The following is a 12,699-nucleotide window of genomic DNA, read 5'->3' as shown; positions in this document are numbered from 1 at the left end:
AGCGCCTATATACGGCGCACTGTTGCGGTGGACACGGCGGGCAGGGGCAGATAAATCATGCCAGACCCAAGAATTTGCCGGAAAGAACCACATGGCCTCGCTCAACGATATTCGTTCGACCTTTCTCGATTATTTCGCCCGCCAAGGCCATCAGGTTGTGGACAGCTCGCCTTTGGTGCCGCGCAACGACCCGACGCTGATGTTTACCAATTCGGGCATGGTGCAGTTCAAAAACTGTTTTACCGGCGTGGAAAAACGCGACTACGACCGCGCGACATCCTCGCAAAAATGCGTGCGCGCGGGCGGCAAACACAATGATCTCGACAATGTCGGCTATACCGCGCGTCACCACACGTTTTTCGAAATGCTCGGCAACTTCAGCTTTGGCGACTATTTCAAGACCGAGGCGATCCCTTTCGCTTGGGAATTGCTGACCAAGGATTTCGGCATCGACAAGAACCGGCTTTTGACGACGGTCTACCACACAGATGACGAAGCCTTTGATATCTGGAAGAAACTCGGCGTCCCCGAAAACCGGATCATCCGCATCGCCACCAATGACAATTTTTGGCAGATGGGGCCGACCGGACCGTGCGGGCCGTGCTCGGAGATTTTCTATGACCACGGCGATCACATCTGGGGCGGCCCTCCGGGCTCGGCCGATGAGGATGGCGACCGTTTCATCGAAATTTGGAACGTGGTTTTCATGCAGAACGAGCAATTCGAGAACGGCTCGATGCGCGCGCTCGATATGCAATCGATCGACACCGGCATGGGACTGGAGCGGATCGGCGCGCTATTGCAAGGCAAACATGACAATTATGATACGGATCTGATGCGCGCGCTCATCGAGGCCTCGGCCCATGCCACCAGCCAAGACCCCGATGGACCAGGAAATGTGCATCACCGCGTGATCGCCGATCACCTGCGCTCGACCTCTTTCCTCATCGCCGACGGGGTGATGCCGTCCAACGAGGGGCGCGGCTATGTTCTGCGCCGGATCATGCGCCGCGCGATGCGCCACGCGCATTTGCTGGGCGCCAAAGATCCAGTCATGCACCGTTTGGTGCCTGCGCTGGTCAACCAAATGGGCGGGCATTACGCCGAGTTGCGCCAAGCGCAAAGCTTGATCGAAGAGACGCTCAAGCTCGAAGAAACCCGTTTCAAACAAACACTTGATCGCGGCTTGCGGCTTTTGGATGATGAATTGGCGGGCCTGCCCGAAGGTGCACCTTTGCCAGGTGAAGCGGCCTTTAAGCTTTATGACACCTATGGTTTCCCGCTCGACCTGACCCAAGATGCGCTGCGTGAGAAGGGCCGCGAGGTCGATACAGACGGATTTGACGCCTCGATGGAGGAGCAACGTGCCAAGGCGCGTGCGGCGTGGTCCGGCTCTGGCGAGGCGGCGGATGCAGAGATCTGGTTCGACATCGCGCGCGAAAGCGGCACCACCGAATTCCTTGGCTATGACACCGAAAGCGCCGAGGGACAGATCGTGGCTTTGGTCAAGGACGGCGCGGCGGCCGCGTCGGCCAAGGCGGGCGAGAGCGTGCAAATCGCCGTGAACCAGACGCCGTTTTACGCCGAAAGCGGCGGGCAGGTCGGCGATACAGGTGTGCTTCGCACCGACAAAGGCACGGCCAAGATCACCGACACGCGCAAATCGGCGGATGTGTTTATCCACTTTGCCGAAGTTGTCGAGGGCGAGATCACGACCGGCGCGGGCGCGCGGCTGTTGGTCGATCACGCGCGGCGCAGTGCCATTCGCGCCAACCATTCGGCCACGCATTTGCTCCACGAGGCGCTGCGCGAAACCCTTGGCACCCATGTGGCGCAGCGCGGCTCGCTCAATGCCGAGGATCGTTTGCGGTTTGATTTTTCCCATAATGCACCGGTCTCCGAGGCGGAATTGGCCAAGATCGGCGCCGATGTGAACGCATATATCCGTCAGAATACGGCGGTCGAAACCCGTATCATGACGCCTGATGACGCGCGCGAATTGGGCGCGCAGGCGCTGTTCGGCGAGAAATACGGCGATGAGGTTCGGGTCGTATCCATGGGCCACGCCAATACCGGTAAGGGGTTGGACGGAAACACTTATTCTTTGGAGCTTTGCGGCGGCACCCATGTCAAACAGACCGGCGATATAGGCCTATGCGTGATCATCGCCGAAGGGGCGTCCAGCGCAGGCGTGCGCCGGATCGAAGCGCTGACCGGACAGGCGGCTTTTGCCTATTTGCAAGACGAGGCAGGCCGCATTGCGGCGCTGTCAGGCATGCTCAAAACCCAGCCGGCGATGATTGTCGAGCGCGTGCAGGGTTTGCTCGACGAGCGCAAGGCGCTGAGCAATGAAGTGGCGCAATTGCGCCGCGAGTTGGCGATGGCGGGCGGCGCGGATGTCGAGGTCAAGGAGATCGGCGGCGTGAAACTGGTGGCGCAGGTGCTGCAAGGCGTGACCGGCAAGGACCTTCCGGCGCTGATCGCGGAGCATAAGGCCAAGCTCGGATCGGGCGCGGTATTGCTCATCGCGGATGGCGACAAGGTGGCCGTGGCTGCGGGCGTCACCGATGATTTGACCGACCGGCTTTCGGCGGTGGCCATGGTGCAGGCCGCTGTGCCGGAATTGGGCGGGAAGGGCGGCGGTGGCCGCCCCGATATGGCCCAAGGCGGCGCGAAAGACGCCAGCAACGCCGAGGCCGCCATCGCGGCGGTCGAAGCCCTGATCAAAGGATAGACTATGACCGCTCTTTGGATTGCCCATGTCACGGTGACAGACCCCGACGCCTATGCCAAATACGCCGAATTGGCCGGCCCCGCGATTGCCGCCCATGGCGGCGCCTTCATCGCGCGCGGCGCAAGGTTTGTGCAGCTCGAAGGCAAGGAGCGTCCGCGCAATGTCGTGGCGCGCTTCCCCTCGCTTGAGGATGCGGAAAAGTGTTATCATTCCGATGCTTATCAGGCGGCATTAAACCATGCACGCGGCGCGTCCGAGCGTGAATTGATGATCGTCGAGGTCAGCGAATAACCGCGCCAAGACCCGCAGCACCGCAAGACCCGTCATGCAAAACGGGGGCCGATTGGCCCCCGTTTTTTGTTGTGCAATCCGGCCTTATTGGCCCGAAGATTTCGCGTGGCGCTTGCGCTCGTGCGGGTCAAGGTAGCGTTTGCGCATCCGGATCGAATTGGGCGTCACTTCGACCAATTCGTCATTGTCGATATAGGCAATCGCCTCTTCGAGGGACAAGGTGACCGGTGTGGTCAAACGAACCGCTTCGTCGGTGCCCGAGGCCCGCACGTTGGTCAGTTTTTTGCCCTTCAAGGGGTTCACTTCGAGATCGTTCTCGCGGCTGTGCTCGCCAATGATCATACCGGTATAGACGTCGGCCTGCGCGCCGATAAACATCTTGCCGCGCTCTTCGAGGTTCCAAAGCGCATAGGCGACCGATTGGCCGTTTTCCATCGAGATCAGAACACCCGCACGGCGACCCGGGATCGGGCCTTTGTGCGGCGCCCACGAATGGAACACGCGGTTGAGAACGCCGGTGCCGCGCGTGTCGGTCAGGAATTCGCCGTGATAGCCGATCAAACCGCGCGAGGGCACATGGGCCACGATGCGGGTTTTACCGGCGTTTTGCTTCATTTCAACCAGATCGCCTTTGCGCGGACCGGTGAGTTTTTCGATCACGGCGCCGGAATATTCGTCATCCACATCGACGGTGACTTCTTCGATCGGCTCCAGACGCTCGCCATTCTCGCCCTCTTGGAAGAGAACCTGCGGGCGCGAGATCGACAGTTCAAAGCCTTCGCGGCGCATGTTTTCGATCAAGACGCCCATCTGAAGCTCGCCGCGGCCGGCGACTTCGAAGGCCTCACCGCCGGGGGTGTCGGAGATTTTGATCGCGACGTTGGATTCGGCTTCTTTCATCAAACGGTCACGGATGACGCGCGATTGCACCTTTTTGCCATCGCGGCCCGCCAAGGGGCTGTCGTTGATGCCAAAGGTCACGGTGATGGTGGGCGGATCAATCGGTTGCGCGGGCAGGGGCGTGTTCACCGACGGGTCGAGCAGGCTGTCGGCGACGGTGGCTTTGGTCATGCCCGCGATCGAGACGATATCGCCCGCTTCGGCCACATCGATCGGTTGCTGCGACAGGCCGCGGAAGGCGAGGATTTTCGTCGCGCGGAAGTTTTCGATCAACGTGCCATCGCGGCTGACAGCTTTGAGGCTGTCGCCCGCTTTGAGCGTGCCGCTTTCGACACGGCCGGTGAGCAGGCGGCCGATAAACGGGTCCGCGCCAAGCGTCGTGGCCAGCATGGTAAAGGGTTCTTCGCGGCGCGCCAATTGGGCGGGCGCGGGCACATGTTTGAGGATCATGTCGAACAGCGCGGTCAGATCCTTGCGCGGCCCGTCCAGCTCCATATCGGCCCAACCATTGCGGCCCGAGGCATACATATGGGGGAAATCCAGCTGTTCGTCATTGGCCCCCAGCGAGGCAAAGAGATCAAAGCATTCGTCGAGCGCGCGGTCGGGTTCGGCGTCGGGCTTGTCGACCTTGTTGAGCACGACAATCGGGCGCAGACCCAGTGCAAGCGCTTTGGAGGTCACGAATTTGGTTTGCGGCATCGGACCTTCGGCGGCATCGACCAAGAGGACAACACCGTCCACCATCGACAAAATCCGCTCCACCTCGCCGCCGAAATCGGCGTGGCCAGGGGTGTCGACGATGTTGATGCGGTGGCCGCCCCATTCGACCGATGTCGCCTTGGCCAGAATGGTGATCCCGCGCTCGCGCTCGAGATCATTGCTGTCCATCGCCCGTTCGGTCGTGGCTTGGTTCTCGCGGTAAACACCGGATTGTTTCAACAGTTCGTCCACGAGCGTGGTTTTGCCGTGGTCAACGTGGGCGATAATGGCAATATTGCGCAGGTCCATGGGGGGTCCTTTGGTTGTTCGCTGAGCCGCCTATACTGCATCCGCAGAAAAAACCAGAGGGAAAGGCGCGAAACCGTGCGATTTCACGCAGCGTGCTTAAGATGGGCCCTGATCCGGCCCAAAACCCCGCTGGGCGGCGAATAGAGCATCGTTGGGCCAAGCGCCCGCGGACGCGCCCCCGCGCCAAGTTTGAACCGCGCCAGCCCTGCGGCGGCTTGCGTGTCGAGCGTGCCCAGATCAAAGCGCCGCACCCCCTTGCGCGCGAGCCAATTGGACGCTTGCCACAACAGAAGGTTATGGGCCGATGCGGATTTGCCCGCGCTGCTGCTCCAGCCGATGTGATAGCTCGCCGCCGCGCCATGGCGCAGGACCAGCATCGCGGCGATGACCTCGCCTTTGCGTTCGGCCAGAAACAGGCGGGTCAGGTCGGTCGGGTAATGGGCTGCAAAGCTGACGGGCAGGGCGCGATATCCTTTGGCCCCTTGCTGCACGGTCTCGGCGGCCAAAAGCCAACCGTCGCGCGCGGTGCTCAGCGGGCGATGGGTGATATGCAACTCTCGCCCTTGTGCATGGCGCAAGCGGTTACGCCATTTGCCGCTTTGGCGGGCAAGGCGGCGGTCTTGGTCCTCATCGAGATCAATCTCGGCAACATGTTGGGGCGTAATGACCGGCAGGTAGCCGATGCGAGACAGGGCGGCGGCAGGCGCGTCACCCTCGGCATTGCAGATCCACAAACGGCAAGCCGTGCCTTCGCTGCGCAGGCTACGCGGCATGGCGCGCAGGGCTGCGATGGCGGTCTCGCGCGCGGGCGCGCTGCACCACACCGGACCGCGCGGCATATATCCGACCATGCCCGCCAGCGGAAAATGGCGCAGCATCACCTGCGCACGCCCGATGACCGCGCCGTTTTCTCGGATCAATGCGGCGCGTATGTCCTCTGCGCCGTGGCCTATTCCGCGGGCCATGGCCGCAGCATAGGCGGGGTGTTGTTGCAAAGGGGGCATCGCCGCGCCGGGCGGCATGGCGCAACGTCGCGCAGGGTGCCATTCAATCTCGATCATCGTCTCTCCGCTTGGGGGCTGGACCGAGTTAAGACTTTGAAAAGCTAAAACGTGGTTAATTGCGGTTATGAAACACAAGCAACAGCCCCATGTGATGAACCACAGCGCGCCCAGCCCGCGGCTCACCCCATGGGCGGCGCTTTTGGTGGCCTGCGCCTTGTCGGTGCCCTTTGCATGTGCCGCGATTATTTCGCTGTTGTTTTAGCCAATGAAAAATGGCCACCCAAACGAGCGGCCATTTCCAAAAATATTGTGATTGCGGCGAGGCTTTAGAAGGGGATTTCGTCGTCGATGTCGCGCGAGGGCGCGCCGCCGCCGAAGTCACCACCCGAGGAGGAGGACGACGAGCCGCCGTAGTCGCCGCCCGAGGATCCGCCGTAATTGCCGCCGCCGCCTTGGCCGCCGCCTTCGCCGCGCCCGTCAAGCATGGTCAACACGCCGTCGAAACCTTGCAACACGACCTCGGTCGAATAGCGGTCCGCGCCCGATTGGTCCTGCCATTTGCGGGTTTGCAGTTTGCCCTCGACGTAGACTTTGGAGCCTTTGCGCAAATATTGCTCGGCAACGCGGACCAGACCCTCTTGGAAAATCGCAACGCTGTGCCACTCGGTGCGCTCCTTGCGCTCGCCGGTGTTCTTGTCCTTCCACGTCTCGGAGGTTGCGATGCGCAGGTTGCAAACCTTGCCGCCGTTGCTGAAGGTGCGCACCTCGGGGTCGCGCCCCAAATTGCCGATGAGAATTACCTTGTTAACCGAACCGGCCATTGTGAGCCTCCCGCTGAATCTTGTTCGTCTTTGAGGGTAGGTTACACCATCTTGGGGCGGGCGCGGCAATGCCGAATTTGCGCGCGGGCCCGTCCATCAAGGCATTTGAAGCGCGAATCAGGCGCTGCAACGCGGCGCCGCGCCCGATTGCGGCGCGCGGCTCATGGCCCCTATGCAGGTATCGCGCGCGAATGGGGCGGTCAAGATCAGCGGTTTCTTGCCGTTTTTGTCAAACGCCGCGGGGAAAACCGGCGGCAAAGGGTTCAAAACCAAAGGTGGCGGCGTTAACTTGTGGGCCAATTTGAAGCGCCATGGCCTATGGGCCGAGGGCTTTGCGTTTAGGGAATGGGGACAAAAATGCGCAACACCGGTTTGGCTGCCGCGCTTGTCGCGATGGGGGCACTGGGGCTGACGGCTGCGCCGCGCGCCGCGCAGGCCGATATGTTTTCAACCCGTTCCAGCACGCATGTGTTCTCCAAACAAACCCGCGTGCTCGACACCCGCGCCGCCAAACAATATGCCAATTCGGTGAGTTTGCAGCCGAAAAGAGCAAATATTCCAGGCAATTACGGATCGCCCGCCTATCGCGGTAAATATCGCGGACCGCTGTTGAACGTGGCGCGCGATGCGGCACGCAAACACGGGGTGCCCGAGGATTTGTTTTTGCGGCTGGTGCAGCAAGAATCAGGCTGGAAAGTGCGGGCGCGCTCGCACAAAGGCGCGCTCGGTCTGGCGCAACTCATGCCCGCCACGGCGGCGGTTTTGGGCGTAAACCCACATGATCCGCAACAAAACCTCGAAGGCGGCGCGCGCTATTTGAAGATGCAGTATCGCAAATTCGGATCGTGGCGCTTGGCCTTGGCGGCCTATAACGCGGGGCCGGGGGCGGTGGAGAAATACGGCGGCGTGCCGCCCTACCGCGAGACGCGCAATTATGTGCGCAAGATTTGGGGCAGCTAGTCCAGCCACCTTTCTCGTTTTGAAACAGGGCGTTGCTGGCCTATCTTAAGCCGGTGCGCGCGGCTTGTCTTGGGCGATCTTGCGCAGGGCACTGGGCGTGCGTCCGGTGTGATGCTGCACAAATCGCGTGAAGTAGGCGGCGCTGCCAAATCCGAGTTCGGCGGCAATCGTTTGGATCGGCAAAGCGCCGCGCTCAAGCCGCTCGCGCGCGGCATGCAGCGTGCATTCGGTGATCAAATCGGCGGCGGTCTGTCCGGTCACCTGTTTGCAACTGCGGGTCAAATGCGTCGGTGTCACGCCAAGCGCGGCGGCGTAATCGGCCATGGGTTTGCCGCTTTGGTAATCGCGTGCCACCAGCGCGGTGAAGGCGCGGGTCAGCCGTTCGGCGGCGTTCTGGCGCGGCGCGTCCTCTTCGACCAAAAGCGCACGGCGCAGCCAGATCGACAGCAACCCGCCATGGGCGAGCATCGCCTCGCCAGCAAAGGGGCGGGCGGCGTTTTGCTCGCGCGTCATCGCATCCAAAATCGCCGTCAACTCGCCTTGGGCCTGCGCATCGCGCAGCCGCAAGATCATCGGCTCATCCGGCAAGAGAACGCCGCTTTCTGTTGGTATTTCAACGGTCTGCGCGAAACCTTGCTTGCCGAATTCCACCGCCATCAAGGTGCGCGCAGGGATGACCAGAAGGTTATGCGCCCCAAGCCCGCGGCGCAGCCCGCCAAGGGTGCAAATCCCCTGACCGCGGGTGGTCCAGATCAGCAGATGCGCGCGGCGCGCATGGTGCAATTCGAGCCGCCAAGGCGCACCGGCGGTCAGCTGCGCGAGGCTGTTGACCTTGGGCACTGGCATACGGGCCAGATCGGGATCGGAATAGGGCAGGTCTTGCGACACTTTGGATTCTCTCGTGGTCATTTTTTATATGTTTAGACGTGAAATGCGCCAGAACAGAGAAGAAAAATGTCCTATTAGGTCAATTATCAGCGAAATCCGGCCGGTATCGGTGCCAATCGGCCATTTTTGACCGAAACCATGTCCTTTGGCGCTTGGCAAATTGGCGCGTGGCGATGGTGGCGGCCTCTCGCGCATCCTCAAGCGAAATCTCGCCTTTGAGGTGGGCGATCAATTCGGGCGCGCCGATGGCTTTGCTGGAGGGGCGGTCAAAATCCCAACTGTCCAGATTGGCGTGCGCCTCGTCCAATGCGCCTTGGGCAAGCATGGCGTCGAAACGGCGCGCGATCCGCCTGTTCAGCCAATCCTTGTCCACGTCAAACAGCACCGCCGTGCAATCGGCGCGGGGCAAAAGCGGCGGTGGGGTGTTGTCTTGCCAGTTTGCAAAGCCGCGACCGGTGTTTTGCAAAACCTCCCACGCGCGCTGCACCCGCATGGGGTTTTGCACGTCGATACGCGCGCGGGTTTGCGCGTCTAGCTCGGCCAGCATCGGTGCCAGCCCTTCGGCGCGGATGCGGGCATTGGCCGCCTCGCGCAAGGCCTCGGGCGTGGGCGGAATATCAACGAGACCGCGGGTGAGGGCGGTGAAATAGAGCCCCGTCCCGCCAGTGATGATAAGACGCGCGCCGCCTGCCAAGAGCGGGCCAAGATCGCGCAGCCAATGCCCCACAGAATAGGGCGCGTCATAGGCCACATGCCCATAAAGCGCATGGGGGGCTGCGGCCTCTTCTTGGGGCGAGGGGCGGGCCGAAAGCACGCGCCAGTTGTCATAGACCTGCAAGGCATCCGCATTGACGATGATCCCGCCTTGACGTGCCGACAGCTCAAGCGCCAGCGCCGATTTGCCGGAGGCGGTCGGCCCTGCGATCAACACATGCTGCGCGGGGGAAATATCGGTGAGAGGATCGAAACTGCGGGTCATGGCGCCTCTTTAGCGCGGCTTTGCGCGGTTTTCGAGGGGCAAGGCCCTTCGCCGGCCCCCCATCGCTATTAGCGCATTGAACCCGCCGCCGAATTGCGACATTTTGCACGCTAACACGATCCCGCCTCAATATTGCTTTAGGAGCGCTGCGATGTCCGCGACCGATGACACCCCCACAACCAAATTCAAACGTGTGATGTTGAAAATCTCCGGCGAGGCTCTGATGGGCGAGCAGGGGTTCGGATTGCATCCGCCCACCGTCGAGCGGATCGCGCGCGAGGTTCAATCCGTGCAAAGCATGGGGGTCGAGGTTTGCATGGTGATCGGCGGCGGCAACATCTTTCGCGGGTTGCAAGGATCGGCCCAAGGGATGGAACGTACCACGGCCGATTATATGGGGATGCTCGCCACGGTGATGAACGCGCTGGCGATGCAATCGGCGATGGAGGCGCTCGGGGTGCATACGCGGGTGATTTCCGCCATCACAATGAACGAAGTGGCCGAGCCTTACATCCGCCGCCGTGCGGTGCGTCATTTGGAAAAAGGGCGGGTTTGCATTTTTGCCGCCGGCACCGGCAACCCCTATTTTACCACGGATACCGCCGCCACGCTGCGCGCCAACGAGATGGCCTGCGAGGCGATTTTCAAAGGCACGAAAGTGGACGGGGTCTATGATAAGGATCCGGTCAAACACGCCGATGCAAAACGCTATGACAAGGTCAGCTATGACGAGGTTCTGGCCGGACATTTGGGTGTGATGGATGCCAGCGCGATTGCTTTGGCGCGCGATAACTCGCTGCCGATCATTGTGTTTTCGCTTGATGAACCTGGTGGATTTCGCGGGATTCTCGCGGGGCAAGGCACCTATACAACAGTGGGCGATTGACGCTATTGTAGCGCGAGCAAGAGCATAAGAGCGCATCGCCAAGCGGCGCGCCGATAAGCCACGAGAAGGACGACAAGAAGATGGCCGACGAAGAATTCATGCTGGACACCGATGATTTGACCCGCCGTATGGACGGGGCGATGGGGGCGCTCAAGACCGAGTTTTCCTCGCTGCGCACGGGGCGCGCCTCGGCGACGATGCTGGAGCCGGTGATGGTTGAGGCCTACGGGCAAAAGACGCCGATCAATCAGGTCGGCACGATCAACGTGCCCGAACCGCGCATGGTCACGGTCAATGTGTGGGACAAATCCATGGTCCAAGCCGTGGAAAAGGCGATCATGAACAGCGGTCTGGGCATCAACCCGCAAACAAACGGCACGATTGTCATGTTGCCGATCCCCGAATTGAACGAAGAGCGCCGCCGCGATTTGACCCGTGTGGCCGCTCAATATGCCGAACATGCCCGCGTCGCGGTGCGCAATGTGCGCCGCGAGGGCATGGACCAGATCAAGAAAGCCAAAAACGACGGCATGTCCGAGGACGACCAGAAGATCTGGGAAGGCGAGGTTCAGGAGCTGACCGATAAATATATCAAGGCGATTGATGCGGCGCTTGAGCATAAGCAAGCCGAGATCATGCAGGTTTGAGCCTGCCCCAATGAGGAGGGCCGCGCGATGACGGCGACGGACACCGACCACAGCGGCCCGCGCCATGTCGCGATCATCATGGACGGCAACGGCCGCTGGGCACAGCGGCGCGGGCGTCCGCGGCTGTTTGGTCATCACGCGGGGGCCAAACGCGTGCGCGAGGTGGTCGAGGCCTGTCCCGATCTGGGCGTGAAATACGTTACGATTTTTGCCTTCTCGACGGAAAACTGGAAGCGCACACAGGTCGAGGTCGCGGGATTGATGTCGCTGTTTCGCCGCTACATCAGCAAAGAGGCGCGCGCCCTGTGCGACGAGGGGGTGCGTGTGCGCTTCATCGGGGATCGCGTGCGGCTTGATGGCAAGCTGGTGCTGTTGATGGACGAGTTGGAAAAGATGACGGCGCATAACGACCGCGTGCATCTGACCATCGCGCTCAATTACGGCAGCCGCGACGAGGTGGCGCGGGCGACGAAACGCTTGGCCCAAGACGTGGCCGCAGGGCGGCTTGATCCCGATAATGTAGATGAAGAAACGCTGCCAAAGTATTTGGATACTTGTGTTTTACCCGATCCTGACCTTGTCATCCGCACCTCAGGAGAGGCGCGGATTTCGAATTTTCTACTCTGGCAATCGGCCTATGCAGAATATGAATTTATCGAAACCCTCTGGCCTGATTTCACCGCCGGCGAACTGGCGCGTCTGGTGAAGGACTATGGCAAGCGTGAGCGTCGTTTTGGCGCGGTCAAGGTCTGAGCCTCCGGCGCGCAGGGAAACATGAGAAGAACATCATGAGCAGCACTTCGAATTGGAGCGATCTGGCCGCGCGCGTGGTCTCCGGCGTGGTGATGATCGCGCTGGGGCTGGGCGCGATTGTCATGGGCGGGCTGTGGTTCAGCGCGCTCATCACTGTGGTCAGCGGCCTGATGGTTTGGGAATTGGTGCGCATGTTGGTGCCCGAAGGGCGCGCCGAGGCGTTGCAGCTTGGCATTTGCGCGGCGCTGGCGGTTCTGGCGGCGCTCTATGTGCCCAGCCTTCTGGCATGGCCCTTGCTTGCCGCGCCGCTGGTTGCGGGGGCGGTTTTGCTCACGCGCCACCATGTGCTTTATGTGGGCTATGGCGCAATGGTCGTTCTGGCGGGGTATAGCATGGGGCGGCTTTATGGCGATTGGGGCATGGGGTGGATGCTTTGGCTCGTGGGCGTCGTCGTGGTGACCGATGTGGCAGGCTATTTCGCGGGGCGCTTTATCGGCGGTCCGAAATTCTGGCCCCGTATCAGCCCGAAAAAGACGTGGTCGGGCACGGCGGCGGGCTGGATCGGCGCGGGGGCTGTCGGGGCGATTTGCATCTTTGCCCTTGGTGCCTCGGCGCAGATCATCTTGATTTCAATCGTTGTTTCCTTTGCGTCGCAGATGGGCGACATCGCCGAAAGCGCGATCAAGCGCAAAATGGGCGTCAAGGACAGCTCGAACCTCATCCCTGGACATGGCGGATTGATGGACCGCTTTGACGGGATGCTGGGCGCGGCGCTTTTGGTGCTGATTGCGGGGCAATTCATCGCCTTTCCGCCGGGCATCGGGTGAC

General features: G+C 61.3%; 13 protein-coding genes. 8 read left to right on the top strand and 5 right to left on the bottom strand.

Annotation, left to right across the window (positions count from 1 at the left end; all coding sequences use genetic code 11):
* Positions 1-91: 91 nt before the first annotated feature.
* Together alaS and ABWV64_RS01715 are read left to right on the top strand one after the other, a co-directional pair.
* Positions 92-2,734 (top strand): alanine--tRNA ligase, encoded by a 2,643-nt coding sequence (gene alaS / locus ABWV64_RS01720; protein WP_353342548.1) that lies wholly within the window; start codon positions 92-94, stop codon positions 2,732-2,734.
* A gap of 3 nt (positions 2,735-2,737) precedes the next feature.
* Positions 2,738-3,025 (top strand): DUF1330 domain-containing protein, encoded by a 288-nt coding sequence (locus ABWV64_RS01715; protein ID WP_353342546.1) that lies wholly within the window; start codon positions 2,738-2,740, stop codon positions 3,023-3,025.
* 84 nt (positions 3,026-3,109) lie between these two features.
* Here the strand turns inward: ABWV64_RS01715 and typA are convergent, their stop codons facing one another.
* Positions 3,110-4,933 (bottom strand): translational GTPase TypA, encoded by a 1,824-nt coding sequence (gene typA / locus ABWV64_RS01710; protein ID WP_353342545.1) that lies wholly within the window; start codon positions 4,931-4,933, stop codon positions 3,110-3,112.
* An 83-nt stretch (positions 4,934-5,016) separates the two neighbouring features.
* Positions 5,017-5,994 carry a GNAT family N-acetyltransferase gene (locus tag ABWV64_RS01705; RefSeq protein ID WP_353342544.1) on the bottom strand — a complete coding sequence of 326 codons (978 nt, stop codon included), beginning with the start codon at positions 5,992-5,994 and terminating at the stop codon, positions 5,017-5,019.
* A gap of 67 nt (positions 5,995-6,061) precedes the next feature.
* Between ABWV64_RS01705 and ABWV64_RS01700 the strand changes: the two genes are divergently transcribed.
* Complete coding sequence (locus ABWV64_RS01700; RefSeq protein ID WP_353342543.1) at positions 6,062-6,199, top strand: hypothetical protein; 138 nt, start codon at positions 6,062-6,064, stop codon at positions 6,197-6,199.
* 64 nt (positions 6,200-6,263) lie between these two features.
* Here ABWV64_RS01700 and ABWV64_RS01695 read toward each other — a convergent pair whose 3' ends face one another.
* A complete protein-coding gene (locus ABWV64_RS01695; RefSeq protein WP_353342542.1) occupies positions 6,264-6,758 on the bottom strand; it encodes a single-stranded DNA-binding protein in 495 nt (164 codons plus the stop codon).
* Between the two features lie 357 nt (positions 6,759-7,115).
* On the opposite strand from ABWV64_RS01695, the gene ABWV64_RS01690 reads away from it, so the two are divergent.
* A complete protein-coding gene (locus ABWV64_RS01690) occupies positions 7,116-7,718 on the top strand; it encodes a lytic transglycosylase domain-containing protein (protein WP_353342541.1) in 603 nt (200 codons plus the stop codon).
* A 45-nt stretch (positions 7,719-7,763) separates the two neighbouring features.
* On the opposite strand, the gene ABWV64_RS01685 is transcribed toward ABWV64_RS01690, so the two are convergent.
* A complete protein-coding gene (locus tag ABWV64_RS01685; RefSeq protein WP_353342540.1) occupies positions 7,764-8,627 on the bottom strand; it encodes a helix-turn-helix transcriptional regulator in 864 nt (287 codons plus the stop codon).
* Between the two features lie 58 nt (positions 8,628-8,685).
* Positions 8,686-9,585: a tRNA (adenosine(37)-N6)-dimethylallyltransferase MiaA gene (miaA, locus tag ABWV64_RS01680; protein WP_353342539.1), complete on the bottom strand. Its 900-nt coding sequence runs from the start codon at positions 9,583-9,585 to the stop codon at positions 8,686-8,688.
* Positions 9,586-9,736: 151 nt separating this feature from the next.
* Between miaA and pyrH the strand changes: the two genes are divergently transcribed.
* The 4 genes from pyrH to ABWV64_RS01660 all read left to right on the top strand — a co-directional run bounded on the left by pyrH (position 9,737) and on the right by ABWV64_RS01660 (position 12,698).
* Positions 9,737-10,471 (top strand): UMP kinase, encoded by a 735-nt coding sequence (gene pyrH / locus ABWV64_RS01675; protein ID WP_353342538.1) that lies wholly within the window; start codon positions 9,737-9,739, stop codon positions 10,469-10,471.
* Positions 10,472-10,551: 80 nt separating this feature from the next.
* Positions 10,552-11,118, top strand: coding sequence for a ribosome recycling factor (gene frr / locus ABWV64_RS01670; RefSeq protein WP_353342536.1), 567 nt, complete (start codon positions 10,552-10,554; stop codon positions 11,116-11,118).
* A gap of 27 nt (positions 11,119-11,145) precedes the next feature.
* Complete coding sequence (gene uppS / locus ABWV64_RS01665) at positions 11,146-11,871, top strand: polyprenyl diphosphate synthase (RefSeq protein WP_353342535.1); 726 nt, start codon at positions 11,146-11,148, stop codon at positions 11,869-11,871.
* Positions 11,872-11,906: 35 nt separating this feature from the next.
* Entirely contained in the window at positions 11,907-12,698 is a 792-nt protein-coding gene (locus ABWV64_RS01660; protein ID WP_353342534.1) for a phosphatidate cytidylyltransferase, read from the top strand.
* Position 12,699 lies beyond the last annotated feature (1 nt).

Origin of the sequence: Litorivita sp. NS0012-18 (assembly GCF_040371945.1) — a bacterium.
In the GTDB taxonomy this organism is placed as follows: domain Bacteria; phylum Pseudomonadota; class Alphaproteobacteria; order Rhodobacterales; family Rhodobacteraceae; genus Litorivita.
The sequence above is the reverse complement of the archived record's forward strand: the minus strand, read 5'-3'. Positions and strand labels throughout refer to the sequence as shown.

Excerpts from the sequence above, each read along its gene's own strand:
- alaS (WP_353342548.1), top strand. The coding sequence starts at position 92 with ATGGCCTCGCTCAACGATATTCGTTCGACCTTTCTCGATTATTTCGCC.
- ABWV64_RS01715 (WP_353342546.1), top strand. The coding sequence starts at position 2,738 with ATGACCGCTCTTTGGATTGCCCATGTCACGGTGACAGACCCCGACGCC.
- typA (WP_353342545.1), bottom strand. The coding sequence starts at position 4,933 with ATGGACCTGCGCAATATTGCCATTATCGCCCACGTTGACCACGGCAAA.
- ABWV64_RS01705 (WP_353342544.1), bottom strand. The coding sequence starts at position 5,994 with ATGATCGAGATTGAATGGCACCCTGCGCGACGTTGCGCCATGCCGCCC.
- ABWV64_RS01700 (WP_353342543.1), top strand. The coding sequence starts at position 6,062 with ATGAAACACAAGCAACAGCCCCATGTGATGAACCACAGCGCGCCCAGC.
- ABWV64_RS01695 (WP_353342542.1), bottom strand. The coding sequence starts at position 6,758 with ATGGCCGGTTCGGTTAACAAGGTAATTCTCATCGGCAATTTGGGGCGC.
- ABWV64_RS01690 (WP_353342541.1), top strand. The coding sequence starts at position 7,116 with ATGCGCAACACCGGTTTGGCTGCCGCGCTTGTCGCGATGGGGGCACTG.
- ABWV64_RS01685 (WP_353342540.1), bottom strand. The coding sequence starts at position 8,627 with ATGACCACGAGAGAATCCAAAGTGTCGCAAGACCTGCCCTATTCCGAT.
- miaA (WP_353342539.1), bottom strand. The coding sequence starts at position 9,585 with ATGACCCGCAGTTTCGATCCTCTCACCGATATTTCCCCCGCGCAGCAT.
- pyrH (WP_353342538.1), top strand. The coding sequence starts at position 9,737 with ATGTCCGCGACCGATGACACCCCCACAACCAAATTCAAACGTGTGATG.
- frr (WP_353342536.1), top strand. The coding sequence starts at position 10,552 with ATGGCCGACGAAGAATTCATGCTGGACACCGATGATTTGACCCGCCGT.
- uppS (WP_353342535.1), top strand. The coding sequence starts at position 11,146 with ATGACGGCGACGGACACCGACCACAGCGGCCCGCGCCATGTCGCGATC.
- ABWV64_RS01660 (WP_353342534.1), top strand. The coding sequence starts at position 11,907 with ATGAGCAGCACTTCGAATTGGAGCGATCTGGCCGCGCGCGTGGTCTCC.